39 protein-coding genes and 1 tRNA gene are annotated in these 24366 nt (G+C 67.5%); 5 read left to right on the forward strand and 35 right to left on the reverse strand.

The window, feature by feature from the left end:
- Nucleotides 1-62 precede the first annotated feature (62 nt).
- From C6Y44_RS27845 to C6Y44_RS27870, 7 genes are all read right to left on the reverse strand, one after another.
- Entirely contained in the window at nucleotides 63-1358 is a 1296-nt protein-coding gene (locus C6Y44_RS27845) for a PBSX family phage terminase large subunit (protein WP_192379268.1), read from the reverse strand.
- A complete protein-coding gene (locus tag C6Y44_RS27850) occupies nucleotides 1355-1993 on the reverse strand; it encodes a helix-turn-helix domain-containing protein (RefSeq protein WP_192379270.1) in 639 nt (212 codons plus the stop codon). Before C6Y44_RS27850 ends, C6Y44_RS27845 begins: the two co-directional genes overlap by 4 nt.
- Nucleotides 1994-1999: 6 nt before the next feature.
- The gene (locus C6Y44_RS27855) at nucleotides 2000-2347 is read right to left on the reverse strand and encodes a P27 family phage terminase small subunit (protein ID WP_192379271.1); all 348 of its coding nucleotides are present in this window, start codon (nucleotides 2345-2347) and stop codon (nucleotides 2000-2002) included.
- 103 nt (nucleotides 2348-2450) lie between these two features.
- The gene (locus C6Y44_RS28380; RefSeq protein WP_263869931.1) at nucleotides 2451-2582 is read right to left on the reverse strand and encodes a hypothetical protein; all 132 of its coding nucleotides are present in this window, start codon (nucleotides 2580-2582) and stop codon (nucleotides 2451-2453) included.
- Between the two features lie 144 nt (nucleotides 2583-2726).
- Nucleotides 2727-3107, reverse strand: a complete 381-nt coding sequence (locus C6Y44_RS27860; RefSeq protein ID WP_192379273.1) for a hypothetical protein — start codon at nucleotides 3105-3107, stop codon at nucleotides 2727-2729.
- Nucleotides 3107-3865, reverse strand: coding sequence for an adenine nucleotide alpha hydrolase family protein (locus C6Y44_RS27865; RefSeq protein ID WP_192379275.1), 759 nt, complete (start codon nucleotides 3863-3865; stop codon nucleotides 3107-3109). Before C6Y44_RS27865 ends, C6Y44_RS27860 begins: the two co-directional genes overlap by 1 nt.
- A gap of 55 nt (nucleotides 3866-3920) precedes the next feature.
- Entirely contained in the window at nucleotides 3921-4139 is a 219-nt protein-coding gene (locus tag C6Y44_RS27870) for a hypothetical protein (RefSeq protein WP_192379276.1), read from the reverse strand.
- A gap of 725 nt (nucleotides 4140-4864) precedes the next feature.
- Between C6Y44_RS27870 and C6Y44_RS27875 the strand changes: the two genes are divergently transcribed.
- The 5 genes from C6Y44_RS27875 to C6Y44_RS27895 all read left to right on the forward strand — a co-directional run bounded on the left by C6Y44_RS27875 (nucleotide 4865) and on the right by C6Y44_RS27895 (nucleotide 7606).
- The gene (locus C6Y44_RS27875; RefSeq protein ID WP_192379278.1) at nucleotides 4865-5365 is read left to right on the forward strand and encodes a hypothetical protein; all 501 of its coding nucleotides are present in this window, start codon (nucleotides 4865-4867) and stop codon (nucleotides 5363-5365) included.
- A gap of 73 nt (nucleotides 5366-5438) precedes the next feature.
- The gene (locus C6Y44_RS27880; RefSeq protein WP_192379280.1) at nucleotides 5439-6191 is read left to right on the forward strand and encodes a DUF2786 domain-containing protein; all 753 of its coding nucleotides are present in this window, start codon (nucleotides 5439-5441) and stop codon (nucleotides 6189-6191) included.
- A gap of 414 nt (nucleotides 6192-6605) precedes the next feature.
- Complete coding sequence (locus tag C6Y44_RS27885) at nucleotides 6606-6854, forward strand: hypothetical protein (protein WP_192379282.1); 249 nt, start codon at nucleotides 6606-6608, stop codon at nucleotides 6852-6854.
- 94 nt (nucleotides 6855-6948) lie between these two features.
- The gene (locus C6Y44_RS27890; RefSeq protein WP_192379284.1) at nucleotides 6949-7242 is read left to right on the forward strand and encodes a hypothetical protein; all 294 of its coding nucleotides are present in this window, start codon (nucleotides 6949-6951) and stop codon (nucleotides 7240-7242) included.
- A gap of 1 nt (nucleotide 7243) precedes the next feature.
- A complete protein-coding gene (locus tag C6Y44_RS27895; protein WP_192379285.1) occupies nucleotides 7244-7606 on the forward strand; it encodes a hypothetical protein in 363 nt (120 codons plus the stop codon).
- A 49-nt stretch (nucleotides 7607-7655) separates the two neighbouring features.
- On the opposite strand, the gene C6Y44_RS27900 is transcribed toward C6Y44_RS27895, so the two are convergent.
- The 28 genes from C6Y44_RS27900 to C6Y44_RS28035 form a co-directional block, all read right to left on the reverse strand.
- Nucleotides 7656-7880 (reverse strand): hypothetical protein, encoded by a 225-nt coding sequence (locus C6Y44_RS27900; protein WP_192379303.1) that lies wholly within the window; start codon nucleotides 7878-7880, stop codon nucleotides 7656-7658.
- A 71-nt stretch (nucleotides 7881-7951) separates the two neighbouring features.
- Nucleotides 7952-8176: a hypothetical protein gene (locus C6Y44_RS27905; protein ID WP_192379305.1), complete on the reverse strand. Its 225-nt coding sequence runs from the start codon at nucleotides 8174-8176 to the stop codon at nucleotides 7952-7954.
- Nucleotides 8157-8381, reverse strand: coding sequence for a hypothetical protein (locus tag C6Y44_RS27910; RefSeq protein WP_192379307.1), 225 nt, complete (start codon nucleotides 8379-8381; stop codon nucleotides 8157-8159). Before C6Y44_RS27910 ends, C6Y44_RS27905 begins: the two co-directional genes overlap by 20 nt.
- Nucleotides 8378-8821 (reverse strand): hypothetical protein, encoded by a 444-nt coding sequence (locus tag C6Y44_RS27915; RefSeq protein ID WP_192379309.1) that lies wholly within the window; start codon nucleotides 8819-8821, stop codon nucleotides 8378-8380. Before C6Y44_RS27915 ends, C6Y44_RS27910 begins: the two co-directional genes overlap by 4 nt.
- 125 nt (nucleotides 8822-8946) lie before the next feature.
- Complete coding sequence (locus tag C6Y44_RS27920; RefSeq protein ID WP_192379311.1) at nucleotides 8947-9465, reverse strand: hypothetical protein; 519 nt, start codon at nucleotides 9463-9465, stop codon at nucleotides 8947-8949.
- 257 nt (nucleotides 9466-9722) lie between these two features.
- A complete protein-coding gene (gene thyX, locus C6Y44_RS27925; RefSeq protein WP_192379313.1) occupies nucleotides 9723-10766 on the reverse strand; it encodes an FAD-dependent thymidylate synthase in 1044 nt (347 codons plus the stop codon).
- A complete protein-coding gene (locus tag C6Y44_RS27930; protein ID WP_192379315.1) occupies nucleotides 10763-11353 on the reverse strand; it encodes a hypothetical protein in 591 nt (196 codons plus the stop codon). Before C6Y44_RS27930 ends, thyX begins: the two co-directional genes overlap by 4 nt.
- Nucleotides 11350-11649 (reverse strand): hypothetical protein, encoded by a 300-nt coding sequence (locus tag C6Y44_RS27935; protein ID WP_192379317.1) that lies wholly within the window; start codon nucleotides 11647-11649, stop codon nucleotides 11350-11352. The genes C6Y44_RS27930 and C6Y44_RS27935 overlap by 4 nt, the downstream gene beginning before the upstream one ends.
- Nucleotides 11646-11984 (reverse strand): hypothetical protein, encoded by a 339-nt coding sequence (locus C6Y44_RS27940; RefSeq protein ID WP_192379318.1) that lies wholly within the window; start codon nucleotides 11982-11984, stop codon nucleotides 11646-11648. The genes C6Y44_RS27935 and C6Y44_RS27940 overlap by 4 nt, the downstream gene beginning before the upstream one ends.
- The gene (locus C6Y44_RS27945) at nucleotides 11981-12559 is read right to left on the reverse strand and encodes a pyrophosphohydrolase domain-containing protein (protein ID WP_192379320.1); all 579 of its coding nucleotides are present in this window, start codon (nucleotides 12557-12559) and stop codon (nucleotides 11981-11983) included. The genes C6Y44_RS27940 and C6Y44_RS27945 overlap by 4 nt, the downstream gene beginning before the upstream one ends.
- Nucleotides 12556-13149 carry an NUMOD4 motif-containing HNH endonuclease gene (locus C6Y44_RS27950; protein WP_225623921.1) on the reverse strand — a complete coding sequence of 198 codons (594 nt, stop codon included), beginning with the start codon at nucleotides 13147-13149 and terminating at the stop codon, nucleotides 12556-12558. Before C6Y44_RS27950 ends, C6Y44_RS27945 begins: the two co-directional genes overlap by 4 nt.
- Nucleotides 13150-13172: 23 nt before the next feature.
- Nucleotides 13173-13778 carry a metallophosphoesterase family protein gene (locus C6Y44_RS27955; RefSeq protein WP_192379322.1) on the reverse strand — a complete coding sequence of 202 codons (606 nt, stop codon included), beginning with the start codon at nucleotides 13776-13778 and terminating at the stop codon, nucleotides 13173-13175.
- Nucleotides 13778-13951, reverse strand: coding sequence for a hypothetical protein (locus tag C6Y44_RS27960; RefSeq protein WP_192379324.1), 174 nt, complete (start codon nucleotides 13949-13951; stop codon nucleotides 13778-13780). Before C6Y44_RS27960 ends, C6Y44_RS27955 begins: the two co-directional genes overlap by 1 nt.
- A 76-nt stretch (nucleotides 13952-14027) precedes the next feature.
- Nucleotides 14028-14315 (reverse strand): hypothetical protein, encoded by a 288-nt coding sequence (locus tag C6Y44_RS27965; protein ID WP_192379326.1) that lies wholly within the window; start codon nucleotides 14313-14315, stop codon nucleotides 14028-14030.
- On the reverse strand, nucleotides 14312-14968 hold the full coding sequence (locus C6Y44_RS27970) for a hypothetical protein (protein WP_192379328.1): 657 nt from the start codon (nucleotides 14966-14968) through the stop codon (nucleotides 14312-14314). The genes C6Y44_RS27965 and C6Y44_RS27970 overlap by 4 nt, the downstream gene beginning before the upstream one ends.
- 8 nt (nucleotides 14969-14976) lie before the next feature.
- Nucleotides 14977-16563 carry a TROVE domain-containing protein gene (locus C6Y44_RS27975; RefSeq protein WP_192379330.1) on the reverse strand — a complete coding sequence of 529 codons (1587 nt, stop codon included), beginning with the start codon at nucleotides 16561-16563 and terminating at the stop codon, nucleotides 14977-14979.
- Between the two features lie 121 nt (nucleotides 16564-16684).
- Nucleotides 16685-16752 (reverse strand) — tRNA-Asn (locus tag C6Y44_RS27980).
- A 640-nt stretch (nucleotides 16753-17392) separates the two neighbouring features.
- Nucleotides 17393-18349, reverse strand: a complete 957-nt coding sequence (locus C6Y44_RS27985; RefSeq protein WP_192379332.1) for a hypothetical protein — start codon at nucleotides 18347-18349, stop codon at nucleotides 17393-17395.
- Entirely contained in the window at nucleotides 18346-18813 is a 468-nt protein-coding gene (locus tag C6Y44_RS27990; protein ID WP_192379340.1) for a GIY-YIG nuclease family protein, read from the reverse strand. Before C6Y44_RS27990 ends, C6Y44_RS27985 begins: the two co-directional genes overlap by 4 nt.
- A gap of 132 nt (nucleotides 18814-18945) precedes the next feature.
- Entirely contained in the window at nucleotides 18946-19611 is a 666-nt protein-coding gene (locus C6Y44_RS27995; RefSeq protein ID WP_192379342.1) for a DUF7341 domain-containing protein, read from the reverse strand.
- A 110-nt stretch (nucleotides 19612-19721) separates the two neighbouring features.
- Nucleotides 19722-20312, reverse strand: coding sequence for a hypothetical protein (locus C6Y44_RS28000; RefSeq protein ID WP_192379553.1), 591 nt, complete (start codon nucleotides 20310-20312; stop codon nucleotides 19722-19724).
- Entirely contained in the window at nucleotides 20309-20974 is a 666-nt protein-coding gene (locus tag C6Y44_RS28005) for a RyR domain-containing protein (protein WP_225623922.1), read from the reverse strand. The genes C6Y44_RS28000 and C6Y44_RS28005 overlap by 4 nt, the downstream gene beginning before the upstream one ends.
- Nucleotides 20971-21306, reverse strand: coding sequence for a hypothetical protein (locus tag C6Y44_RS28010; protein ID WP_192379344.1), 336 nt, complete (start codon nucleotides 21304-21306; stop codon nucleotides 20971-20973). Before C6Y44_RS28010 ends, C6Y44_RS28005 begins: the two co-directional genes overlap by 4 nt.
- A 2-nt stretch (nucleotides 21307-21308) precedes the next feature.
- Nucleotides 21309-21560 carry a hypothetical protein gene (locus tag C6Y44_RS28015; protein ID WP_192379346.1) on the reverse strand — a complete coding sequence of 84 codons (252 nt, stop codon included), beginning with the start codon at nucleotides 21558-21560 and terminating at the stop codon, nucleotides 21309-21311.
- Nucleotides 21491-21988, reverse strand: a complete 498-nt coding sequence (locus tag C6Y44_RS28020) for a RusA family crossover junction endodeoxyribonuclease (protein ID WP_192379347.1) — start codon at nucleotides 21986-21988, stop codon at nucleotides 21491-21493. Before C6Y44_RS28020 ends, C6Y44_RS28015 begins: the two co-directional genes overlap by 70 nt.
- Before the next feature lie 76 nt (nucleotides 21989-22064).
- Complete coding sequence (locus C6Y44_RS28025; protein WP_192379349.1) at nucleotides 22065-23051, reverse strand: hypothetical protein; 987 nt, start codon at nucleotides 23049-23051, stop codon at nucleotides 22065-22067.
- Nucleotides 23051-24058 (reverse strand): class 1b ribonucleoside-diphosphate reductase subunit beta, encoded by a 1008-nt coding sequence (gene nrdF, locus C6Y44_RS28030; protein ID WP_225623923.1) that lies wholly within the window; start codon nucleotides 24056-24058, stop codon nucleotides 23051-23053. The genes C6Y44_RS28025 and nrdF overlap by 1 nt, the downstream gene beginning before the upstream one ends.
- Nucleotides 24055-24354: a hypothetical protein gene (locus C6Y44_RS28035; protein ID WP_192379353.1), complete on the reverse strand. Its 300-nt coding sequence runs from the start codon at nucleotides 24352-24354 to the stop codon at nucleotides 24055-24057. Before C6Y44_RS28035 ends, nrdF begins: the two co-directional genes overlap by 4 nt.
- Nucleotides 24355-24366 lie beyond the last annotated feature (12 nt).

The following is a 24366-nucleotide window of genomic DNA, read 5'->3' on the forward strand; positions in this document are numbered from 1 at the left end:
TACGATCGCACCATTCCACCGCGCACGGCTTGAAAGATGTTGTCACACAGTGATTTTACCAGCTATACCGCTTTGCTCGGTCCGATGTTGATGTACTGCCGCCACCGGCGCTCGGTCGTCGTAATGACATAGCGCGCAGCGTCAAGACTGTGATCTGCGGTCTTGAGGACTTGGTCGTAACCCGCGTCCGTCGCCTCCGAATCCCACGAATACCCGGCTATCTCGGTGAGCAGCCCCTTGCAGCGGTCGGAGACCTTCAACTTGCCGCCGGAGAGCAGCATCGCCTGGGTGCGGATGCCGTAGAGCACGTCGTTCTCGGCGGCGTAGGTGTTCAGGCCGTCGGCGCGCAACTGCACCCGAAACGACGCCGCCGCCGGGTCGACGATGACCGGCGGCGGTGCGAGACGTTGGGGACGCCCGTGTTTGTCGGGCGGCAGGTGGTCGAGGGCGAGCCAGTCCCGCAGTCCCTTCGACAGCTGGGCGTCGGTCCAGCGCGTGGCATCGCTGCGCGGCTGGTAGCGCCACTCGTCGATCAGGTACAGCACGTTGTCGACGCCGAGGCCGAGCAGCAGCGCGGCGGTCGGGTTGGTGGTGCCGTAGTCGACTCCGACGCCGAACAGCTCGACCATCGGCGGCAGGTTCTCCCACTTGACGACGTGCTGGGAGGGCTCCCACATGTCGTAGACCGCGCCGTCGGCCGCGACCCAGTGCCCGAGGATGAACCGCCGGTACCACAGGCCCGTGTACTCACGCTTGATCGAGTTCTTGTAGTCCTCGCTCAGGGCGGGGTTGTCGTCGAGCGTGAAGTGCCACGAGCGCCAGTCGGGCAGCTCGTCGAGCCGGTCGAGGTACTTCTTCTTGAGCCAGTGCTCGGGGTTGTCCGGGTTGGTGGTGCCGAACAGCTTCGCCCCGGTCACGGACATGCGGCCGAGCAGCTGGTTGAAGAAGTCCTCGCGGATGACGGTGACCTCGTCGGCGTACGCCCCGGCCACGGTCAGACCACGCAGCGACTTCTCCGCCTTGGCGTCGGAGGCACCGAGCATGTAGACGCGCCGGCCGAGGATCGTCGCCGACGGCGCACCGGTCACGTACTTCACCGTGTCGGCGAACTCCCCGAAGATGTCGGGGTCCTGCATCGGCGCGATGACGTTGCGGGCGAGCGATTCACGGGTGCGGCCGACCATCACGAACTGCCCACCGGGGGGCGGATCCGCGAGGAACATCAGCCACCGCATCATCGACCCGAAGGTCTTCCCCGAGCGGATCGCGCCTTCCCACAGGTTGAAGCGGGCCTCGGCCTCGGCGATCGAGTACAGCTGCTTGCGTGAGAGCGGCAGCTCGGTGATGTCGGAAGTCACGACGGCGACTCCTCTCCTGCAGATGCGTTGGTGATGGGGTCGGCGACGTCGCCGTCGTTGGCGGCGAGCGACATGTCCGGCGCTTCGCCGCCGTTGGCGCGGTCCTCGGCGACAGCGGACTTGATGCCGCTGATGAGGTTTGCGAGCACCGACCGCTTGCCCTCGATGCCGGTGTCGGTGGACTCGGAGACCAGCTCCATGTGGCCCTTGAGCGCGATCTGCAGCGCGCCGTAGCCGTCGCGGGTGTCGCGCAGCGGGGGCAGCGGCAAGGTGACCGGGACCAGCGAGTCCGGGCCCTTTTCGTAGTAGTGGTGCGGGCTCCACAGCCGCTCGCGGATCTTCAGCGCGTCGTCGAGCAGCTGTTCGGCCAGGTCGATGCGTTTGGCCTTCATCTGCGCCACTCGGGCGGCGGTGGCCTCGACGGTCTGGGACTCGTCGAACGCGAGACCGAGCTTTTTGCACGCCGAGGTGATGGTCGCGGCGGCCCGGCCCAGGGTCTCGGCGATCTCGTTGCGGCCCTTGCCTTCGGAGTGCAGCTGCTTGATCTGCTCGAGTTCGTCGTCGGTCAGCTTCGGGCGGGCGGGGGCCTTGGGTGCTTTCTTCGCGCGAGTGCGCGCGGAGGTCGGGGTCGCCACGGGCGCCTACCTGCGGAACCGGTTCGCCCAGAACGCGATCTTGCGATCGGCGTTGTTGCGCACCATCTGGATCGGGTTCGGCACGGGCATCCCGGAGGCCGGGTCGATGATGAGCAGGCCGGCCTCGCTGATCACTTCGCTCGATTCGCGGAACTCGGCGAGGGTTTCGCAGTAGGCGGCGAACTCGTCGACGTCGGTGGCGGAGAGCTGATAGAAGGGGGCCAGCCGCTCCCACGCTTCCTTGGCGTATTCGGAGAGCCATTCCGGCGGCTCGATCCGGGCCTCGTCGGTGGTCGGGGCCGTGGGGGCGCTCGTAGGGCGCAGGGACACCACGGACAGTTCAGGGCTCGACACAGCGCGTCCTCCCTTCGTTCGCTGTTCAGTTGTGGGTGCAGGGCGTCCCGCCCTCCCCGGTGATCAGGCGGGGAGGCGCGGGACGCTCAGCTGGGGCGCGCGATCAGGAATCGCCGCTCGACGCCTGCTCGGCCGGGGCCGAGTTGCGGCGGAAGCGGTTCGCCACGTTGCGGCCGAAGGTGGTGATGGCACGGCCGACGCGAGAAGCGCGGGCCCGGTTGATCAAAGAGCGCACGATGCACTCCCTTTCTGGGGGACGGCCCGGACACGACGGTCCGGGTATGGGTGGGCCCCAAGCGACAGCGGCGTCACCGGGGTACGAAAAAACCCCGGTCACCGCGAGGGTGCCGGGGTTTCTCCGGGTCTATGGGGGTGAGGGCTATCCGGCGTCGATGTCGATGCCGAGAGCCTTCGCGGTGCGAGGACCGTCGAGGTACTTGTCACCGAGCGGGAGCAGACCGGCCGCGTTGAGGAACTTCTCTTTGGTCTCGCGGTCGGGGAAGCACAGGGCGACCCAGAACTCGGTGTCGTTCATCGCCTTGAACTGCTTGGACCATTCGCTCGACGCGCCGGACAGGCCCTTGCCGAGCGCGTTGAGTTCGGCCTTGGCGTCCTTTTCGAGGTCGTCGGTGTACTCGACGTCGGCGAGCGGGTCGGGGTGCGGCTTGCGCTTGAGGGCGGCGATGGCGTCGGCGCGGGAGAACGCGACCTTGCTCTTCCCGGCCTGCAGCTTCTTCTTGACTTCTTCCGACAGTGCCATCAGGCGAACTCCTCGTATCGCAGGATTTCCATCTCGGCGAGGGGGAACCAGAACAGGATCCGCTCGTAGTCCTCGGGGTAGTTGTCTTTGATCGGCTTGAGGTAGTCGTAGCGGATGCCGTCGATCGACCGGCCGTTTCCGTACAGGCCCTTCTTGAACCGCGGGTTGGGCTTGCCACCGAGGTACTGGCCGAACATGTCGTAGTCCGGGCCCAGGGTGATGCCGCGGTCCTCGATCGTCTGGCGCACGTCGCTGATGCCGAAGTCCCAGATCGGGGACTGGCGGCGGGTGCGTTCCTTGATCGCCCCGTGCACCTTGATCGCCATGCGGCGCTGCGCGGAGTCGGTGGCGCGCACGCCGTCGAGGATCCAGGTGTCCTCCTCGGCGAACGCCATGCGCATGAGCAGGTCCCATTCCTCGCGGGTGGGGCTCGGAAGGTTCGCTGCTTCGATGACGGCGAGCCGTTCGGGGGTCTGGTAGACGAAGTTGTTGAGGCGCCGGTAGAAGCCGTCCGAGGGCAGGTCGATGATGTGCTGGCCGAAGTAGTCCTCGTAGCGTTTGAGGTCGTCCTCGATGAACTTCAGGCCGGGGACGGCGGATTTGTGGATCGGGATGACCTCGATGCCGTAGCGCTCGCACATGATCCACACGCAGATCGAGTCCTTGCCGCGCGAGAAGTTGAGGATCACGGGGCGTTTTTCGGCAGCGAGGTTCTCGAACATCGTCGACGAGGGTGGAATGCCGTCGATTTCGATCACTGGATACCTCCTGGTCAGGTCGGGCCGGCGGCGGGGTTCGCCGCCGGCCTGGGGGTCACTGCGGGGTGCGCGCGCTGTAGCGGGCGAGCCGGTCGCGCCAGGCGGCGCGGAGCTGGTCTTCGGCCCAGGTGGGGATCTCGGTGCGCGGGGAGGCGTCGAGGCCGAGGGAGCGGGCCTGCTTCGCGAACATCGGTGCGACGGTGAGGATCGTGATCGGGATGTCGCGTTGCTGCGCCTGGTCGACGCAGTCGGTGAGGATGTCGCCGAGTGTCATGGCGGTGCCTTCCAGTGGGTGTAGGGGTGTGGGACCGGTGCCAGCCGGTGAAGCGTCGAAGTCCGCACATGGTGGACTTCTGTTGCTGCCCTTGGTGATTCCCTGATTGGTCATACTGGGAAGTATTGCCAAGTATGGGCCCATAGTCAACCTGTTGGGCCCTGCAGGGGCCCCCAGCAGGGGAGATGTCCACATGGGGCCCTAGGAGCTTCACAGGGGCCCTGCAGGGCCCAGGGGTACCCAGGGGTACCCCTAGAGGTCTACAGGGCCCACAGGGGCCCCTAGAGGGCCCCAGGGCCCCAGGGGATCACCAGGGCAGACCAGGGCCCCATAGGGCCCCAGGGGACCACCTACAGGGGCCCTGCAGGGCCCCAGAAAGTGCCCTCTACCTGCAGGGTTGCACAGTATGGGTCCATACTGTAGATTACTTCTCAGCAGGGCCCCACAGGGGAGACTGCCAGCAGGGCCCAGGGCCCTGCAGGGTACATCACTGTACTGCCCAGTACAGCAGATGGTTGCCCCAACATCTACATATCGTCTGTTGCCTTATCTACCCCCAGGGGTAGGGGCGCCAGTGAAAGGCCACTGGCACGGGCTCCCTACCTCGCATGTCCTTTGAGAACTCCACAGTGTGAATCAGCAATGACACAAAGTGTCAGCGTGTGCGGCGCATACGCACCGACACCTGTGTCTGACACCCACAATTCCCTGGAAGGGGAGCATCCATGTCGAAGAAGTCCAACGCCGAAGCCGAGCCCATGCTGGCGACGGAGAAGCTGGCATTCAACCCCGACTTCGGGGACGTCCTGGGCGCGCTGATGCAGGCAGGCTGGTCATACTCGATCGAGCACGCCCGCATCAACGAATCGGTCATGCGGACCATCGTCACCGGCAGCGTTATCGGTGTCGACGGCCAGCCGCACCCGAAAGCCCGTGACATCCAGATTGTCTGGGAGTACGTGGACGGCGAGTGGTTCTGCGACCGTGACAAGACCGGCACAGTCCGGCACACGGGCAAGGGCGAGGTCATCGAACCCAAGACGGCGGATCAATTGATCATCTACGCCGGCAAGTACGCGCCCGAGTGGATCTTTGCAGGCATCGAAGCCAAGCCGACGCGCAAGCCGAAGCAAAAGGCCATCGGTGACGGCAAGACCCAGCACGAACCCGACGAGGCGGACGAGCCCGCGACCGGTCTGGTCGACGAGGAAACCGTCGAGGAATAGCCGTCCTGCCCCTGCCCGGCCCCATGCCGGGCGGGGGTCCACTTCTCCAACACCAGCAGAAAGCGTGGAAGCAATGGCCGACAACAAGATTCTCGCCCGTATCAAGGCGCTGCTCGCGAAGGCGGACAGTGTCGAGGGGACGCCGGAGGCGGATACTTTCCGTGACAAGGCGTTCGAGCTGCTGGCCAAGTACGGCATCGACGAGTCGATGACGCGCACGGCCGGGGGCGACGGCCCAATCCCGGGTGACACCATGCGCGCGGCGACGTTCTCGTACCCGGAGGATATGTACGGCTACGAGAAGATGCTGTTGGTGCATCGGGTGGGGCAGGCGTTGCACTGCTCGGCAGTGCAGCTGCGGAACGAGAACACCATCCAGCTGTTCGGGCTCGCCCGGCACATGGAGCGTGCGAAGTTCCTCATCGACCTGCTCATGCCTCAGATGATCAACAGTGCCTCCAAGGCGCGTCCGGCCAATCCGTTCGAGCGGCTGGATTTGCAGGCTGCCAAGCGTGACCTGCAGAGCCATCGGGCGGAGTACATGGTCGGGTTCGCCGACACCGTGCACGAGCGGATCAAGGAATCCGAGCGCAGGGCTGCGGGCGATTACGACCGCGAGCAGGGTGGTACCGGGGCTGCGGTGCAGCTTGCCAGTGACTTCGATCGCGCACGGCGCGCGATGCAGAAGAAGTATCCGAACCTGGTTTCGGCTCGGGGCAAGCGGTACGGCGGCGAGGGGTACAGCGCGGGTCGGGCTGCGGGCAATGCGGCCGACATCGGGAACACCCGGGTCGGTAGCGGGTCCAAGGCGGCGATCGGCGGGTAGCGGGCGGGCCCTCACCTTCGGGTGGGGGCCTGTTTGCGTTGTCGGGTTCGGGACGGTCGGGTGGACCGTTGGTCCCTTGTCCGTTACTTTCCCGTTTAAACGTGATTTACCGCACATTACCTTCTAGTTAAACCGGGCGTAACCGGACAAAATTATGACGTAACCCACAGTTACGAATACCGACCGGTACGGAAAAAACCCGCAGCTCAACCCACCGATAGAGAACCGGTCGGTCTCCACAATCGCTCCTACCCCGGAGGGCGTTACACCCCCGTCGGGCAAGCATCCAGACGGTATTTCCACCGCTTCCCGGTGTCGCGCCTCGATGGTTGAATCGGCCACAACAAGAAAAGAGGGAACGCGCAGCTGTGCGTTCGAGCCTCCCCGCAGCCACCATCAGCAGGAGAGACGCCAGTGCGTTCCACGCCCGAAACCCGCTCGGTCGCCACCAATCTCGGTGAGAACATCACCGTCGACCACGCGGTGATCGACGACATCCCGTTCGTCACGATCCACGCCCGCATGGCCGAGGGGCTGGCCGACCTGAGCCCAGCGGCCGCACGGGACCTCGGGCGCATCCTCATCTCGTCGGCCGACGCCGCCGAGGGCATCCGAGACGTGGTCGCCGAGCGCGACAGCACCCCTTCCGTTCTGGCCTCATAACCACGGAAGGAGGTGTGCCATGACGCGCACCCTCGACAGTATGACCGCAACATCTACATTGTCGGCCCGACATCCCGCGCCTATCATGCGGGGCATGGTCTCACGACGAAATCTGAACGCCTTGACCGAGCTCGGCGAGCGCCGACGCACGCTCGTCGCCGAGCTGGCCGAGCTCGACGCGGCGATCGACAAGAACCTCACCAAGACCTACCTCGAAGGCTGGACCTGGGAGGAACTGCGCGAGGCGTCGTCGTTGTCGCAGGGACCGCTGGCGAACCGGCTGCGCAAGCTCGGCCTGATCAAGCCGGGCGCCGACCGCAAGAAGCCCGCGGCCATCGAGCGCCGCGGGCAACAGCGCACCGAGCGACTGAACGAGACGAAGGACTGAGATGACCGACCCCGCACTGGGCGACCCGACCCCCACCCCGAAGAAGCGCCGGCAGTGGCCGTGGCTCGTGGGGTCGGCGCTCGTGGCGGGGATCGCGATCGTCGCCGGCCTGGGCAAGGGTGAGCCCAGCGACAACGAGCGGATGGTCACGCTGTGTCAGAAGGTCGTGACCGACGATGCGGTCGCGCCGTCGACGGTGACGTTCGTCAGCTCGCAGGTCGTCGCGGATGCCGACGGCGGCTGGACGGTCTCGGGTGAGCTGGACGGGCAGAACGTGTTCGGGGCGATGCTCCGCTCACCGTATGCCTGCAAGCTGACCTATCACGAGGACCGTGGCTTGTTCTCGGCTCGGATCACCGGCTGATCGGTTACCGGCAGACCCCGGCGTGCTTCGGCGCGACCGGGGTCTTCTGCTATCCGGGGCCGTGCGGGTTCGCGCCTTTGCGTTCGCCGACGTAGATCCCGAAGACCCGTTTGTAGTAGACGCTGGCCAGGCCTTTCGCGCGGCGCTCGGACATGTGTTTGCGCAGCAGGGCGACCAGCCGGGTCCACGCGCCGTCCTGCGGGGTGGCCCAGCGGGCGAGGCCTTCGCCGCGGGTCCAGTAGTGGCGGAAGGGGTCGCGGTTGGGGGAGTCCATGCGATCACCTCCGAAGGTGGGGTTCCGGCCCGGCGCAGCTGCACCTCGCCTGCTGAACAGGAATCCAGGCGTCATGGGTGCGCTTTCGGTTCCGGTGTCTCGTCTGCCGGACCTGAGAGACCGGGGGCGTTGACGCCGGGGCGGAACGTTTCGGCACCGGCCGCAGCGTGGCGCTCGTCGAGCAGCACGTCGATGCGGCGGGTGAGTATCTGGTGGAACCGGTCGTCGGGCGCGCGCCGTCGCAGGGCGACGACGTGGGCGAGGTACCGGTCGAGGTCAGCGGGGGACCGTGCCATGTGCCGGCTCGCGGTGGCGGCGGCTGAGGTACCTGTTCATCTGGTCGATGGCGTCGGAGGAGACGTGGAGGGGTCCGGGCACGTTCTGGACCTGGGGGACGCGCGGGACCTGGCCGGTGAAGGCGGTCGCGGGCAGGGTCGGTCCGGGCAGCGGGTGCAGTCGGTGTGCGAGGGCGCGCAGCCGGTTGGCGAGGCGTCGTCTCATGTCTGGTCACCACCTTCGGTCAGGATCGCGTCGATCTCGTTGCGCAGGCGCATGAGGTCGGCGGTGTCGTAGGCGCGGCCTTCCCAGATCGGGCGCATCCGCACGTGCTCGTCGGCGCGCACGATCAGCTGGCGGCCTTCGGTGACCTGCCGTAGCAGGTCGGCGCGGAGCGTGCGCTCGTCGTCGGTCATGGGGCCGGTGGCCTCGAAGCCGACGTTGAGGTCGGCGACGAACATCGACAGGCGGGCGATGACCGCGGAGTCCGGGTCGGAGGTGATCTCGATGGACTGGTCGCGCGGGATGAGCACGGCCTGGCCGTTGAGGCGGATGGTGTTCGGCTTGACCACGCCGATTCGGCGCAGGTGTACGGCGTCCTCGTCGCGGACGCGCTCGACGAGGTCGAGCGAGACACCGGAGGGCTGGGTCTTGGGGTCGGTCATGCGGGGCTCCTGTTCGGTTGTCGAGGCCCCGGCCGCGCTCCCGAGGTAGCGGAAACGGCGCGGCCGGGGCTTCTGGTCCCCCGGCGCGGCGCTCACCGGCGCCAGCGAGGCGCTGCCGGGGGAAGTCAGAGATTGCGGAGTTGCTGGTTCAGCTCGAACTGGCGCTGCGCGATGGCGTCGAGGGCGGCGCGTTTGCGCTGTTCCAGGGAGCGTTTGCGCTCACCGGTGACCGGCTTGCGTTCGCTGCGGACGCCGCGGGTGGAGGAGACGCCGAGTTTGTAGTTGAACTCGTGCGTGACGTCGATCGACTCTTTTTGCAGGCGCTTGAGCTCGGTGTTGATCTCGTCCTTGGTCATCGCGGGCTTGGGTGCGGGCGCGGGCTTCTTCGCCGGTGCGGTGGTCTTCTTGGCGGGAGCGGCCTTCTTCGCGGCGCTCTTCTTGGCGGGAGCGGTTTTCTTCGCCGGAGCCTTCGCCGGAGCCTTCTTCGCGCTGGTCTTCTTGGCGGGAGCCTTCTTGGCGGGAGCCTTCTTGGCGGCGGTCTTCTTCGCCGGTTCGGCGCTGCTGCCACGCCCGCCCCGTTTGAGGCCCTTGAGGGCACGGGAGATCGCGGCCTTGTGAGCTGCGGTGAGGAACCTACGCGCCATGGGGCATCCCTTTCGTTCAGACGCGACGACCCCGCCTTCTTGGGGAAGCAGGCGGGGCCGTCGGGTCTCGATATTCAGTTGTCCATCGAACGCCTGAGCCGTAGTTGTTCGATGCACTGCCGGTGGTGGGCTCCCACCGTGTGGAGAGTGGTCACGCGGTGGGGGCTTTCGGCAGTGGATTGTGGGCGCGAATCCGGTCTGGTTTTTTCGACACGTGTGGCGCGAGACGACACATTACGTCGTTTTCCCAGGACTGTCTAGTTCTGCGGTCGAAACTGGAAATCGGGGTCCTTGCGGGCGATGACCACCCCGTCGACTGTCTCATTGATGAAGTCCTGGAAGGCGGCCGGCACGAGCTGCTGCAGCCGCGAGAGGATGAGCAGCGAGACCTGCCGCATCTCGGCGTCGGCGTCGGCGGCGCAGCGCCGGTTGAGCACGTCCCGCCAGGCCCGCAGGTTGCCGGTGACCGTGATGCGCGTTTCGGTCATGTTCGGCAGCACGGCGCGGGCGGCTTCGCGGGCCTGCTTGCGTTCGAGGCCGCGAGCTTGCAGGTGCTCGACGAGCCGGGTGTAGACGTCCTGGGCGGCGACGTTCGCCTCGGCGAGCAGGTCGATCGCGGTCTGGTCGGCGGCCAGCGCCGGGGGGACGACCATGGCGGCGCCGGACTCGTCGACGAACCGCTGCGAGAGCTGGCTGAAGGACAGGTGGCGGTGGCGGATCAGCTCGTGGGTGAACGCGCGGGAGACACCGGTGATGTAGAGGGTGACGGTGGCGTGCTCGAGGATCGACTCGTGGCCGACGGCGAGGATGTGGCCGAGGTAGTCGAAGTTGTTGCGGGTGTCGGGGTTGGGCTTGGCCCAGGACTGGTAGCAGGCGCGGCCGCCGAACTCGGCGACCACGGCGGGGTTGGGGTCGCCGGACTCGAACGCCATCGTGTCGCCGTTGGCAGTGGCCACCGACCGTTTGGTTCCCTGCTCGTACTTGACGGCTTCATGGTTGAGGCCGGTGAAGGCCAGCACGGTCACGCGCGGGCCGAGGCACACCGATGACGTCTGGGCGCGTTCGGTGCGCTGGGCGTCCTCCTCGAGCTTGGTGCGCAGGTAGCAGGCGGCGTCGAGGATTTCCTCGTAGGCGTCCTGGACGGACTTGCGGGTGTTGCCGGGCTGCAGGAGTGAGCCGTACTTGGCCAGGCCGAACTGCTTGCGCTGCTCGACGTCGGCGATGACGAGGTCGTGTGCGGACGGGGCGTCGTTGGGTACGGGGGCGGGCTGGTCGCCCACGCCCATCAGGTGCTTGCTCACGGTGTGGTGGTCTCCTTCGTGCGGGTGCGGTGGTTGCGGCGGTCGGCGATCTTGGCGTCGACGCACGGTTTGCAGCGGCAGCTCCAGCCGTTGTAGGCGTTGGTGGTGCCGTGCTGTGCGGCGCCGGGGTGGTAGGCGCGGCCGTCCTTGAGGACCCGGTCGAGGGCCCGGATCATGCGCAGCCGGTTCTGCGGGTGCAGTGGCTCGTAGCCGTTCTCGTGGCGGGCCAGGCGGGCGGTGAAGCGGTGCCGGTCGGCGCAGACCTCGCAGAGCGTGCCTCGGCCGGACAGTTTGATGCCGTTGCCGCCGTCGTAGACCCCGCGCAGCTGCCCGCACTCCGAGCATGGGGTGGGGACGTTGTTGCCGCTGACGCGGCGGCTGGCGTTGTAGCGTTCGCGGGCTGCGTCGGTGAGCGGGGCCGATGTGCGGCGGGTCGGGGGGATCGGTGCGGTGGGGGTGCCGTCGAGGATGGCGCGGGCACGGGCGGACAGCTGCACGGGCTGCTCGACGGGCACCGGTCGGTCGAGCTCGCGCAGGGAGCGGCGGCAGGGTGGACACACCCCGCACAGGCAGTCGAGGTCGTTCATCGGGGGTAGCGGTCTCCGAGGCGGGTGGTCTCGAAGGTGAGCCGGTCGGTGTCGACGTTGCGGATCTTGCCGTCGTCGCCGCGGACCTTGAGGTCGTAGTCGTCGCGGGTGCAGGTCGTCTTCGGCTTCTGGGTGGTCTTGACGCCGTTGCTGGTGGTCGTCTTGGTGGTGGTGACGCTGGTGGTGCAACGGCTCGGGGAGAACTGCTTGTCGACGACGGTGCCGGTGACCGGGCCGGAGCAGGCGGTGAGGGCGAGCATGACCGCGGTCATCGCGGCGAGCAGCAGGCGGTTCATGCGCTCACCAGCCCGAGTCCGAAGTTCTGGCCGCGTTTGCGGGCCTGCCAGGTGGCGTCGATCCGGCCGCCGGCCAGGAAGCCGGGGCCTTGGATGATCGCGAGGATGTCGGTGATGAAGATCGGGTAGCGCACGCCGGTGTCGACGTTCTCGGCGACGAAGCGGGCGGCGGACTGGCCGCGTTCGGTGCCGATGATGCGCAGCTGGGCCTGGAAGGGCTCGTTGGGGCGGTGCTCGACGTTGCTGCCCTGCCCGTAGGTGGCCATGTCGCCGGTGCGGCTCTGGTAGCCGTCGCGCACGTAGTAGGGCACGGTCGGCGGTGGGGTGAACTTCACCAGGTCACCTCCTTACGGTTGGCCTCGGCGTGCGCGAGGTCGTGGGCGGCGACGATCGAGGCGATGTCGGGGGCCTGCCAGCCCGGAGGCTTGAGCACCTTGTTGTGCTCGCCGTAGTGCACGGTGCCGTCCGGCCACACCTTGGCCATGTTCGCCGAGTGCACGGCGGCCCACATCGCGTCGAACGGCAGCCGGTACAGCTCGGCGGCGGTGCGGCAACGCGCGGTGATCGCGAGCAGGGCGTTGTGGGTGCGGGCGGTCTCGCGCGGGATGCAGGCGAGGAACTTGTGCACGGCCTCGTCGAGGGTCATGTCCTTGAATCGGTCCTTCGGCACGTACCGCCAGCCGAAGGCGACCAGCGCGCCGTGGGCGAAGTAGGCGAGGTCGACGAGGGCATCACCGATGGCGGCGCGGTCGCCTTTGAGCAGGGCGTCGTGCAGCTCGCCGTGTTCTTCGGCGACGAACGCCTGCCGCGCGGCGAGCAGGTCGGACGGCGGGGTGATCGGTTCGCGGGATACGGGATGGCCGAAGGCGCCGTGGAAGGTCAGGACGTCGGCGTGCTGGAGATAGCTCACTGGTCGGTCTTTCTCGGGATCAGATCGCGGTAGTAGTCGTCCGCAACGGTTTGAAGGTCGAGGTCCGGGTTGCTGCGGACCTTCGGCCGAGCGCGGCTGCAAGCGAGGCAGTCGCGCCTTCCCTTCTTGAGGAGGGAAGGAACGAGGTTCGGGGGGACGAGCAGGTGTCCGCGCGGGCATTCGGTCTTGCTCGCGGCGTAGTGGGTGCCGTGGCGGACGGCGTCGCGGTTGTTCTCGCCGCCGGTGCCCCAGAGCAGGTTCGTGACGTGGTTGTTCGCGGGGTTGCCGTCGAGATGGCGTACCTGCAGTCCCTCCGGGCGTTCGCCGAGGAAGGCTTCGGCGACGAGGTGGTGGACCAGCACGGTCCTGCGTTTGCCGTCGAGGTTGAGGCCGACCTGCAGATGGCCCTTCTTTGCGACGGCGGGCGAGAGGATCGTCTCGGGGTAGGTCTTGGTCCCGGAGTGTGCGTGCGGGAGGGTGCGGGTGAGGGACTTTACGCGGCCGTGGGTAGAGACCTCGTAATGCCCCTCGTAGCCCTTCACCGGCACCCATACTTCGACATCAATTCCGCTTCCACCTGCATGTTCCATGATATCTATTATACGCCTGGACACTAGACATCGGGGGTTCTCTTCTTCGGGATGACACGCTCGAGCAACGACAGCGGCACGGGCTTCAGGTTCCAAGCATCAAGTCCTATATCCAACGATCGCGGGCCCGTGAACGGCGTCGGGGAGTGCAGGTGCCCGTGGAGCAGCCAGTCGCGGCCGTTGTCGTGCAGGCGCACCTCGGGGTGGCGTTCTTCGGTGCCGTCGCGGTCTCCGGCTCCGTGCCAGGGGAAGTGCGACAGCCAGACGGTGTGGCCGTTGATGCGGCGTCGGGCGAACGGTTGGACGGAGGAGAACACCTCGAGCCAGTCGGGCTGGTGTTTGTGGGCGTCGCGGTGCAGGGGATGCACCGAGTCGTGGTTGCCTGCGACCAGGTGCAGGTCGCACCAGGTGGTGAGCTCGTTGAAGCGTTCGAGCGCGTACGTCTCGTGTTTGGGGCCGCCGAGGCTGATGTCGCCGTGGATCCACAGCTGGTCGCCCTTGGCGAGGGTGTTGCGGATCCCGGCGAGCACCGCGGCGTCGTGCAGTGCGGTGGAGGAGAAGCCGCGCAGGGTGGCTGCTCGGGGATGGCCGAGGTGCGGGTCGGAGGTGTGGTAAATCTGTCCGGCCATCAGGCGGCTCCGGTGACGACGAGCCCTCCGGCGATGGCGATGGCCACGACCCCGAGGACGATCGCGAGGTAGGCGATGACGTCGTCGGTGAGGGTGTTGGCGGGTCGGCCGGCGTTGCCGTAGCCGGTGGCGACGGCGACGATGCCGGCGCAGGTGAGTAGGGCGATGATCATGTGGGTGTCTTTCCGGGTGGTGCGGGCGGGCCCGGTTGCTTGTTGCGAGCCGTCGGTACGGGCCCGCCCGCGGGCCTTAGAACGGTGCCGGTAGCTCGGAGACGTGCACGAGGTGCCCGAACGCGCCGAACTTGCCGTAGACGACCTCGTCGTCGAACGGGATGCTGTCGGCAGGGCCGGAGCGCGCGGCGTACTTCATGGCCGCAGGATTCCCCGGGGCCGCCGCCCACGAGCTGCCGGAGACGCGGTCCCACCAGTCCTCGATGACGAAGTCGCCGGTGCCGATGCCTGCGATCGCGATCGGGATGGTCTGTCCGGCGAGCGGGTGCGGGTCGGCGTGGATGGGCTGGGTCGATGCGGTCATGGCGTGGTCACGCCCTCTCCTCGGTAGTAGGGGTTGCCGGTGAGCGGGGTCAGTCCGGCGGGGAACGGCGTGAGATCGTGGCCCTTCCGGTGGGCGTCGACGAGGACCTTGGCGCAGTCCCACTGGTTGCCCGATGCGCCGCCGGTGCGTGCCAGCTCCTCGGCGCCGGTCTCGTCTCCTGCGTCGAGCAGCGCGGCGAGGCGACAGATGAACAGCTCGTAGCCCCAGCCTTCGAGGGCGAACGCTTCGCCGCCGTTGGCGTGGAAGCGGGCCAGACGCTCGCGCAGCCACTCGGGAAGCGTGGTCTCCTGATTGGTCCACAGCGCGCGGTTGGCCTCGAGCCGTTCGCGTTTCTGGCGTGCGAAGTCCTCGAGCATCCGGTTGTGGTCGTCGGCGAGCTGCGAGTGGGTCTTGCGCATCAGCCAGCCGAGCGCGCTGCGCAGTCCGGTGACCGTGGATCCCAGGACCGTCTCGACCTCGTAGGAGCGGCCGACGATCGGCAGGGATTCGCAGTCGTCGAGCTTGAGCGAGAAGCCCATGCCGTTGGTGCTGGAATGGCAGCTCACCCGGCCACTGTCGGTCACCTCGACCTCGGTCAGGACGATCTTCTCGAGGTGGCGCGGTTTGTTCGCCCAGTCGGCGGCGGTGGTCATGCCCACGGTCAGGCCTCCCAGGGGAAGCCGCTGTTCGAGCCTCTTTCGAGGAGCGGGATCAGCCCGAACATCTGGTCGGTCAAGCCACCGAAGGTGTGCCGGTTCGCCACACCGGAGGCGGCGTGCCCGTACCGGTAGCCCGCGAGGTTGAAGGTGTAGAGCGGGGTGGATGCCGGGAGGATCGAGCCCGGATCGCGGTAGCCGCTGGCCTGCTCGTCGGTGAGGATCACCACCCGGTCGTGACGGGCGAACAGGGCGTGGGTGGCCTCGGCGGTGTTGGTGCCGCCGCCGAGGAAGTAGCCGCCCTTCTTCCAGCGTTCGAGGCTGCGCAGCAGCGACTCCCCGGCGACGATCGGGAACTCGACAGCGCGGGTGGAGTACGAGAACACGTCGGCGTCCTCGGCCCGGTTCGCGAGGGCGAGCCCGAACATCGTCGCGGCGTCCCAACGGTGCAGGGAGCCGTCCTTGGAGAAACCGGCGTTCATGGAGCTGCTGGTGTCGACGAGGATCAGCGTGCGGCCGGGCAGGGCCGGGATGTTGACCAGGGAGGCGTCGAGGGCGCGCTGCAGGAACCACGACCAGCGCAGGTTCGGGGCGGCGTTGTACGCCGAGAGGAACCGCATGGGCAGCTGCCGCGAGCGGGCGACCTCCTCGGGGTCGGCCAGGCGCGTACCGATCAGGGCGGCGATGTCGTCGGAGACCCCGGCCTGGTCGAAGTTGCGCAGGTTGCGCAGCAACGCCATGTAGCCCATCGACGGGATGATCGCTTCCCACAGCTCCTTGGTCCACGGGCCGTTGATCAGCGACGGCACCTGCTCCCAGCTCATCCCGGCGGCAGCGAGCTCGCTGGCGAGAGTGCCGGATTCGGCCAGGGCGGTGATCGTCTCGGCGTCGAAGGACCGCAGGATCGCGTTGGCGTGCACCATCCGCAGCGACTCGCTCGGGGTCAGGCCCTCGACGCCGATGCGCCGGCCGATCGCGTACTCGAACAGGGCGTCCTGCCAGTCGGCGCGCGGCGTCGGGTGGGTGAGGCGGATGACGTCGCCGAACCGGTAGGCGTGGGAGTCGGTGTCGTACTTGAGCAGGGCGCGCTCGGTGTAGAGGCGGGTCGCGGCGTCGGCGACACCACGCTTGACGGGCTTGGGGATGTTGCGGCCGTGGTGGGTGGTCCAGTAGGCCAGGAACTCGCCGGGTTCGTCGGCGCGCTGCAGGACGGTGTTGATGATCTGGCGGTTGCCTCCAGCCATGTGGGCGGCGAGGCGGGCGGCGACGGTTTCGGCGGCCAGGACGAGCGAGGCCGAGCGCATGTGAGCGTCGGTGCGCAGCCAGCGGGCGAAGCCGGTGAGCCAGCGGATGCCGTCGGGTTCGGTGGCGACGGCGCGGACGAGCTGTCCGAAGCGGTTGTCGCGGGAGGCGGCGGACTCGTGGAAGGTGTTCTCGCCGACGAAGTTGGTGACCGCGAGCAGGAACAGCTCGGAGCGGGTGTCTCGGGAGAAGCCTGGGGCGCCCTGGTGGGTGCGGCCGGAGGCGGTGGTCTCGGAGCGGACGGCGGAGCGTCCGGCGGGCCGCGCGGTGGCGGTGTTGAACTTGGCCATTGGGTTTCCTGTTCGACACTGGACAACCGGGAGCCGGTGGGTTCACAGCGTGAGCATCGAGGAAAAGGTCGCCCAGGGCGCTACTAGTGCTCTCCCGATTGAGCTACCGGCCAGTTTTACCTGGTCGGACGGGACTCGAACCCGCAACCACTCGATTAACAGTCGAAGAACTCCCCGAACTGCGCACCGATGCTCACGCTGTGAAGTTTGTGGGCTCCCGAGGAAAGGGTGTGGACCGTGACTGCGGGGCTCGAACCCGCGACTCCCCATGTGTTTTGGCGGTGAGTTCAATCCAAATGAAGTACCGGTCCCGCAGCACACCGGGAGGGTGTGAAAGTGCAGGTACGTCTCGAGAAAAGGCCGACGGTGTGGTGACGTTTACGTGCTCTGCCACTGAGCTACACCCCCGCTTCCGCGGAAGTGGCAGGAATCGAACCTGCGACCCCGTCATCCCAAATGAAGTAACCACGGTTGTCGTTCGCACCGAGACGTGGGCGGTGCTGGTGCACCGAAGTGCCGGCCGGATCAGGAGTCCTCCCGCCTGTAGGGGGGGGGATCGACGGGAGGCCTGTCGGTCGTGACGGTGGGCACTTTGGGACAGTTCCGACCGACACTTCGGGGCATCAACGCTGTGAAATTGTGTCGCCGCCGAGAAAAGAGGTGGTCACGGGGGCACTTGAATGAGAAGTAACCGGGACCTGTCGCACCGGGGCGAGTGTGAAGTTTTGGCCGCCGGAGTTCGGAGCCGAGGCGGGTCGGACTCGAAACTCCGGCGTCGGGAACGACCATAGCCGCCCCCACCCCAGTTGTCTAGTCCGACACTGGACGGCTAGACACCGGCGGGGTCTTTCGCCAGCGCAGCCCGGACCCGCGCCATCCCGCGCACAGCAGCCTCGTCGAGTTCCGGGCGGTGATCGCAGATGCGGGTGCCCCGATAGCCATCCTCATCGCACAGATCGCACGCCTCGATCTCGAGCCGCTTCACCGCCGCACGAGCTTTGACATCGCTGGACAGGCGAGCCTGGACGGCACGGTCACGTTCGGACTCCCACCTCTGGCGCTCTCGGTAGGCCAGACCGCAACCCCGGCATCGCTGGTCGGTGCCCTCGGGGTGTCGCTCGCAGAACGGCGACGGTCCCTCGTCCGCCGGAGGCGGCGCAGGGGCAGGCGGCGGATCGAGGGAGGGGGCCGTCGGGGACGGCTCGGCAAGTGACGTACTCACCTCACGCGACCCCCCTCTTGGATTCACCTTGGGTTCTTCTTGGGTTCGGGGGGTCGCTCGCCCGCCCGTGTCGGGTGAGCGACCCGCCCGTTCCGGGTCGCTCACCCCCCCGTCGATTTCACGGGCGGGCGACTCACCCGCCCGTGGAGGCAACGGGGGGGTCGCTCGCCCGCCCGTCTGACCAGGCATTTCGTGAACGCGGTGTGCCCGGTCATGCTCGGGAAGGTGCTCGCCGTAGTTGTCGAGGTGCAGCGAAAGCTCGTAGCCGTTCGGGCGCCGGTCGGCCCGTTTGATGGTTGCCGCGACGATCGACTGGTCCTCGGCGAGCCGGATCAGGCCGTACTTTTCGAGTGCCCGCATCGCCTCCCGGACGGTCTTCTCGTCGTATCGAGTCCGTGCGGAGATTCCGGGGATGCCCCGGAACGCGAGGCCGGTCTCCTCGCTGTAGCCATCGGCCAGGCAGAGCAGCACCGCGGCCAGGACGCCGGGCGAGGGCTCGCCCTTCTCGGTGCGCTTCGGGATCGGAGCCCGGGTATAGACCCAGGTCATCGCTTCGAGGCTCACTGGGCAACCTCGGAGATCGTCTCGGCTTCGGCCTGCGGGTAGGCGGGGTGATTCAGGATGAGCCGGTAGGGCACGTGCATGTTCTTCTCGCTCTGGGCGGGCACCATCGGCGGCACCCGGTTCAGCATCGGGGGATTGCCAAGTTCGCGGAGGTAATCCTCGTATAGGGCGCGCTCCTGCTGGTAGGCGTCCCATCGGTGTAGGGCCTGCAATGCGATCCAACCCGTCCAGACGCGACCCTCTTTGAGGTGCTGGTTCAGGCGTCGATGCAGGTCGCCGGTCGAACCGACGTAGATGGGGTGTCCCTCGACATGAAGCGTGTATGCGACGGGGATGCCCGCCGGAGGGCAGTTCCACGGGTTCACGATCGTGCCCTCGCCTTGCCAGAGCGACAGATCAATCGCGTCGTAGACGTACGGGTCCCGGATGGTCGGGAACTGTGTGTCACCATCGAAGGTAGGCACACCGCTATGATGGTTCATGTTCGACTTCTCTCGGTATGTAGTCGGACCATGCCCCCGGGAGTTCGCACCTCCGCGGGGGCTTTTGCTGTTCAATTGCCTGTTCATTCTACCTCTGACCTCGACAGTAGACATCTAACGGACGTCGTAGGCGTTACCGGGGTCGATGCCGTCGAGCGGCGTGCACCCGAGCGACTTCGCGAACGCCATCACCCCCTGCAACCCCCACTCGTGCCCACAGGCCAGGCACGACACCCCGGCCATGGACACCTGCAACGCAGCCGAACGGACATGCTCACCGGCCGAATCGACATGCGTGGCCTCCGACGCCCCGCAGGCCGGACACGGCGCGGTCACCTCGAATCGGTTGCGACCGGCGATGAGCTGTTCGGCCTCCTGGACCCATCCCTCGATGTCCTCGGCGGCCGTGCGCAGCCACAGATAGTCGGCGGGCTGCCACGCCCACTCGAGCAGGTACTCGAGGCGTTCGGGGGTCTCACCCGTCCCGCCGGGCGCCCAGATGGCGACGGTGCCGTCGACGAGGCGAAACCAGTCGACGCCGTCGATCCAGCAGGCGGGCATGGAGCGGGCCACCCCACCGAAGGAGGTGCCCTGCCGTCCGGCGAGTTCGGCGCGCATCTCCTCGTACATCGAGGGGGCGGTGGTGACGACCCGGTTGCCGAGATCGTCGACGACGATGTCGTGTCGGGGTCCGATCAGGCGGGTCACGGCAGCGTCGAACAGCTGCCAGGCGGCGTGCAGATGGTCGTTGTCGGTCGCGAATGGCGGTGTGGCGGCCATGGGCAAGAGTCGTTCCTTGCGTTCGAGCGAAAAGGGGTCTGTTCAGGGGAAACGGGAAGATAGGGGAGGGGCGCCGGCAGCCCGCCACTGATTGCCGGCGCCCAGGGTGGTCATGCTCGCGGCGGCCAGTTCCAGTGCCCGGGGGTCGGGACATCGGCGTAGGGGACGCCCTCGCCCTTCGGACCCTGGTTGAAGTGGATGCCGGTCGGGTTGATCACCGCGAGGTACACCCGGAAGGTCGTCGGGGTCTCCTCGCGGGGGATGTACTTGCCGTCCGGGGTCATCGCGAGGTGGACGCCGTCGCCGTGGGTGCCAGCGAGGACCCAGCCGCGGTCGAGGATCGCCTGCACATCGCCCACCACCTGGACTTCGGTGATGATCGCTGCGCGCGGTTCGGGCAGGTACTCGCCGCCCGGGGTGCCGTACGACTGGTAGTGCACCATGCGGCTGACGGTGGGGATCTGCGCCTGGGTGGTCTTGGTCCGCGCCTGCCAGCGTTCGACGGCCAGGCGCATCACCTTCGCAGAGGTGTCCTCGCGGGCGGTCTCCTCGAACTTCGAGGTGAAGTACACCCCGCCGGACGGGTCGAGCCCGTCGAGCTGTTCGACGGTGGACACCGCGTGGAATTGCTTGACGTCGATCAGCGCGGCGTAGAACTCCGCGTCCTCACGGGAACGGGCGATGATGACGGGAACACTCACGAGCGGGCCTCCTGTAGTTCGATCTCGAGTTCGGTGATGCGCCGGTGGGCGGCGTTGAGCTGTTCGGTGAGCCGCTCGATGCGGGCGTCGGCGACCGACGCTTCCTCGCGTGCCTGATCGCGCTGGGTGGCGAGCTTCTGGATCGCCGCGACCAGGCCCGTGCGCAACGGTGCGGACAGGTGCCCGGTGAGTGGTCGTCCCGGCCACGGGGTGTCCAGCGCGCCGCCGAGCGCGGCGGTGAGGGCATCGGCGGCCTGCTCGAGCAATCCGGTCAGCCCGGCTACCTCGGCGGCAGTGTCGCCGGTGTCCGCAGCAGGGCGCTCGGACAGGGTCGCGACGATCGCGTGGAACAGCGCGTCCTTGAGGCGCTGCTCGGGCGGCAGATCGGCGTACGGCACCAGGCACGGATGGGTCTTGTCCAGGGGGTTCTTCTCGGGTCCCCATGTCCAGCCGTCCTCGTGCTTGACCCGGCACCACTCGGCGTGCAGCTGCTCGGGCGTGGCCCCGGACAGGGCCGTGGACACCCCGTGCCGCGACGAGCGGCGCTGATCGGCCGGCGCGTACTCCCAGTGCGGCGACGGGGAGGCGTCGCCGACGATCTTCTGCAGCGCACGGTTGGCCTCGTGGCACACGTGCGCGATCTCCCCGACGGACAGGCTCATGACCGGCCCTTTCCCATGAGGTAGGGGGTCATCATCTCGACGATGCCGGTCAGGACGGTCTCGGTGATGCGGTTGAGCAGGTCCGGGCTCTCGGTCGGGGTGTCGGCGCTGCTGCAGTCGCAGTCGCAGTCGCAGACGCGCTTTTCGGAGACGATGGTGAAGTCCCCGGAGACGGTCTCGGCGATGCGCTCGAGAGACCGGGAGATGTTGGCCAGCTGCACGCCGATGCCGGTCAGGACGGCATGGTTGGCGTCGAGCATGTCGGCGTACGAGCCGGTGGTGGGCATGGCGTTCGCGGGGATCGGGGTTCCGAACAGGGGTTTGTCGGGCACGGTTACTCCTGGGTGAGGACGGCGACTTGAAGGGCGGGTGTGGAATCGGCCGGAAGGCCGATCGTGGAGAGGTCTGTTTCGCCGCCGAGCGCGGCGATGAGGTAGCCGAGGATCCGTTGCACCGATTCGGCGTCCATGGTCAGATGCGCCAGGCCGCGGCGACCGGCGTCGGAGACCATCAAGGTCACGGAACCGGCGTAGTAGTTGGCGACGGTGGCGGCGATGCGGTTGCGGCGCTCGGGGGAGTCACGCATGGGGTGTCCTGTTCGAGGTGGGTGTTGTCGCGGCGGTAGGTGATCCACACGCCGGTTTCCTCGCCGGGGGCGGCGAGTCGTTTGCGGGCGGTCAGGGCGGTGACCTGCGAGTCGTCGCGGTAACAGATGCCGGTCAGGCCGTCGAGGACGGCGCGGGTGAGCTTGTCGATGTCGCCGGTGGAGCGTTTGATCGCGGGAAGCAGCTTGCCGATGGCGTACTTCGGGCGATTGACGACGAACTCGAGGTCGACGGCGAGGGCCTGGTCGGGGAACAGGGCGGCGTCGCGGGCGCGGTGGTGGGTGGCGACCTCGGCGATCGTCTTGCGCCACGGCTTGAGGTAGATGGAGGCTTCGATCATCCGGCCGCCGCCTACGTGCCGTTTGCTGCCCTGGGCGGTGGGGCGTCCGGGGACGAAGAAGGTGGTCACGGGTACTCCCTGGAAACGTCCGATGTCTAAACAGAGATTAGACACCGCAGGTAGGGGCGTCTACACACGGCCGGTCTCACAGCGGCACCGCACCTCGCGGCGGCCGACGGATCAGCTCACCCCGCAGCTCGGCCAACTGCTCATGCGCCGACGGCACCGACCCATCCTCCGACGCCGACCGCACGATCTCGGTCAGCGCCCACAACGTCTCACCGGCCCACACCCCCTCCCGAGACGCACGCCCACCCACCGCCCGCATCACCAGCCCCGATCCGGGCGGCCGACCGGCGATGACATTGCCGGGCAGCCACCAGCACACACTCCGATCACCCCACGACTCCGGGGCCACCGGCAGGTTCACCACCACCTCCCACGGCACCACCGGACGACGCCCCTCGTCCTTGGCGTACCGCGACAGCTCCATCACCACCGCCCACGGATCACCCTCGAACCCGGTCGCCCGGATCGCCTCGGCCCGCAACCGCTCGATCTTCGCCGCCCACGCCGCGAGACCCGGCACGCGCATCGGCGGAGCGACCGGGACGGTGCGCACCGGCTCGAGCCGACCCCATGTCTCGACCTCCGTAACGGTCTCGGGCACCTCCTGGACAGGCTCGGACACCGGCTCGGTCGGCTCCTCGGACACCTCCGGCTCGAGTTCGGCGAGCAGCTCTCGCCGCAGCTTCTTCATCTCCCAGATCGACGGCTCGTCGAGGGCCAGCTCCTCCATCACCCGATCCACCAACCGCGGATCCGGGTCCTTCGCCGCATACAGCGCGTCGATCAGGCTCGTGATGAACTCGTGCCGACGCGGAGCATCCCCATCCCGCAGCCACCAGTGATGCTCGGTCTCAGCCCGTGCCGCCAACAGCGCGTGCTCGGCCGACCGCTCGGCCCGTGCCCGCCGACGCGCGTTCTGCCGCATCCCGACACACGACCCGGCCAGCGCCACCGACGTCGCCGCAGCCACACTGGCCACCGTCGGCGGCAGAACGGCGAACGCGCCGACAGCCGAAGCCGCCGACGCGCCCGCGAGCACCACGGAATCCCGCAGCACTTCCATCAGAAGTCCCAGTCCTCATCGGCAGTGTTCTCCGCCTTACCGATCACATACGACGACCCGGAGCCGGAGAAGAAGTCGTGCGTTTCGTTCGCATCCGGCGACAGCTGCGCCATGATCGCCGGATTGACCTGCTCATCGGTCGGGAACAGCGGCTCGAACCCCAGATTCGACAGCGCCTTGTTCGCGTTGTACCGCATGTAGACCTTCACATCCTCGGTCAGCCCGACCGGGTCGTAGAGGTCCGCCGCGTACTGGCACTCGTTGTCGTACAGCTCGTACAACAGCTCGAACAGCCAGTCCTTGACCTCGGCCTGCACCTCGGCCGGGGCCGTCTCGAACCGACGCTGGAACTTGTAGCCGATGTAGTAGGCGTGCACCGCCTCGTCCCGGATGATCAACCGGATGATGTCGGCGGTGTTGGTCAGCTTGCCCTTCGACGACCAGTGCATCGGCAGGTAGAAACCGCTGTAGAACATGAACGCCTCGAGCAGCCCCGACGCGCCCTTGCGCTTGAGCGCCCGCACCAGCGCGTTGTCCGACGACGGGAGCACCACGCCGTCGGCGACGGTCAGCGTGGCCCGGTAGTAGTCCCGGATGATCCGCGCCTTGCGCTGCAGGTTCTCGTTCTCCTCCGACCAGCGGAACGCCTCGTCGATCTCCCGCGTCGAGCACAGCGTCGAGAAGATCGAGGAGTACGACTTGGCGTGCACCGACTCCATGAACGCGAAGTTCGTCAGCACTGCCTCCTCGTGCGGGGTCACCGCATCGGCCAGCATCTCCGGGATGCCGACGGTGCCCTGGATGGTGTCGAGCAGGGTCAGGCCGGTGAACACCCGCATCGTCAACCGCTGCTCGTCATCGGTCAACGTCGCCCACGACGGCAGATCGTTCGACAACGGCACCTTCTCCGGCAACCAGAAATTGCTGGTCACCCGCTGCCACACGGTGTCGTCGACCGGATCGGGCACCCGGTTCCAGTTGATGGCCGACACGACAGAATTGCTCACGACTCTCCTTCGATGAACTTGACCGGCACGAACTGCATGAGCGCCCACGCCGCTGCGATGCGGTGCACCCCGTCGGTGATCCGCCATACGCGGCCCCCGTCCTCCCAGCGGGCATGGACGGGGATGACCAGGTGGCCGCGGTGCGCGATGTCGTTGACCAGCGCCCCGACCCGCTTACGGCTGGACCGGTCCCGCCACAGATCGCCGATCTGCTCGGACCAGGGCACACCGGTCGGGGTCTCGAACTCGGTGACGAGCTGACGCACGTCCCAGGTCATCAGCGGCGCGGGGGGCATCCTCGGCTCCCT

Origin of the sequence: Rhodococcus rhodochrous, assembly GCF_014854695.1 — a bacterium.
Taxonomy (GTDB): Bacteria; Actinomycetota; Actinomycetes; order Mycobacteriales; family Mycobacteriaceae; genus Rhodococcus.

Excerpts from the sequence above, each read along its gene's own strand:
- C6Y44_RS27870 (WP_192379276.1), bottom strand. The coding sequence starts at position 4,139 with ATGACACTCGGCGACATCCTCACCGACTGCGTCGACCAGGCGCAGCAA.
- C6Y44_RS28025 (WP_192379349.1), bottom strand. The coding sequence starts at position 23,051 with ATGGAAGTGCTGCGGGATTCCGTGGTGCTCGCGGGCGCGTCGGCGGCT.
- C6Y44_RS27970 (WP_192379328.1), bottom strand. The coding sequence starts at position 14,968 with ATGACCACCGCCGCCGACTGGGCGAACAAACCGCGCCACCTCGAGAAG.
- C6Y44_RS27920 (WP_192379311.1), bottom strand. The coding sequence starts at position 9,465 with ATGGCGCGTAGGTTCCTCACCGCAGCTCACAAGGCCGCGATCTCCCGT.
- C6Y44_RS27880 (WP_192379280.1), top strand. The coding sequence starts at position 5,439 with ATGGCCGACAACAAGATTCTCGCCCGTATCAAGGCGCTGCTCGCGAAG.
- C6Y44_RS27915 (WP_192379309.1), bottom strand. The coding sequence starts at position 8,821 with ATGACCGACCCCAAGACCCAGCCCTCCGGTGTCTCGCTCGACCTCGTC.
- C6Y44_RS27900 (WP_192379303.1), bottom strand. The coding sequence starts at position 7,880 with ATGGACTCCCCCAACCGCGACCCCTTCCGCCACTACTGGACCCGCGGC.
- C6Y44_RS27995 (WP_192379342.1), bottom strand. The coding sequence starts at position 19,611 with ATGGCCGCCACACCGCCATTCGCGACCGACAACGACCATCTGCACGCC.
- C6Y44_RS27955 (WP_192379322.1), bottom strand. The coding sequence starts at position 13,778 with ATGGCCGGACAGATTTACCACACCTCCGACCCGCACCTCGGCCATCCC.
- C6Y44_RS27860 (WP_192379273.1), bottom strand. The coding sequence starts at position 3,107 with ATGGCACTGTCGGAAGAAGTCAAGAAGAAGCTGCAGGCCGGGAAGAGC.
- C6Y44_RS27965 (WP_192379326.1), bottom strand. The coding sequence starts at position 14,315 with ATGACCGCATCGACCCAGCCCATCCACGCCGACCCGCACCCGCTCGCC.
- C6Y44_RS28005 (WP_225623922.1), bottom strand. The coding sequence starts at position 20,974 with ATGAGCCTGTCCGTCGGGGAGATCGCGCACGTGTGCCACGAGGCCAAC.
- C6Y44_RS27975 (WP_192379330.1), bottom strand. The coding sequence starts at position 16,563 with ATGGCCAAGTTCAACACCGCCACCGCGCGGCCCGCCGGACGCTCCGCC.
- C6Y44_RS27960 (WP_192379324.1), bottom strand. The coding sequence starts at position 13,951 with ATGATCATCGCCCTACTCACCTGCGCCGGCATCGTCGCCGTCGCCACC.
- C6Y44_RS27930 (WP_192379315.1), bottom strand. The coding sequence starts at position 11,353 with ATGAACGACCTCGACTGCCTGTGCGGGGTGTGTCCACCCTGCCGCCGC.
- C6Y44_RS27910 (WP_192379307.1), bottom strand. The coding sequence starts at position 8,381 with ATGAGACGACGCCTCGCCAACCGGCTGCGCGCCCTCGCACACCGACTG.
- C6Y44_RS27905 (WP_192379305.1), bottom strand. The coding sequence starts at position 8,176 with ATGGCACGGTCCCCCGCTGACCTCGACCGGTACCTCGCCCACGTCGTC.
- C6Y44_RS28015 (WP_192379346.1), bottom strand. The coding sequence starts at position 21,560 with ATGCGTGACTCCCCCGAGCGCCGCAACCGCATCGCCGCCACCGTCGCC.
- C6Y44_RS27895 (WP_192379285.1), top strand. The coding sequence starts at position 7,244 with ATGACCGACCCCGCACTGGGCGACCCGACCCCCACCCCGAAGAAGCGC.
- C6Y44_RS27890 (WP_192379284.1), top strand. The coding sequence starts at position 6,949 with ATGGTCTCACGACGAAATCTGAACGCCTTGACCGAGCTCGGCGAGCGC.
- C6Y44_RS27950 (WP_225623921.1), bottom strand. The coding sequence starts at position 13,149 with ATGGAACATGCAGGTGGAAGCGGAATTGATGTCGAAGTATGGGTGCCG.
- C6Y44_RS27875 (WP_192379278.1), top strand. The coding sequence starts at position 4,865 with ATGTCGAAGAAGTCCAACGCCGAAGCCGAGCCCATGCTGGCGACGGAG.
- C6Y44_RS28035 (WP_192379353.1), bottom strand. The coding sequence starts at position 24,354 with ATGCCCCCCGCGCCGCTGATGACCTGGGACGTGCGTCAGCTCGTCACC.
- C6Y44_RS27935 (WP_192379317.1), bottom strand. The coding sequence starts at position 11,649 with ATGAACCGCCTGCTGCTCGCCGCGATGACCGCGGTCATGCTCGCCCTC.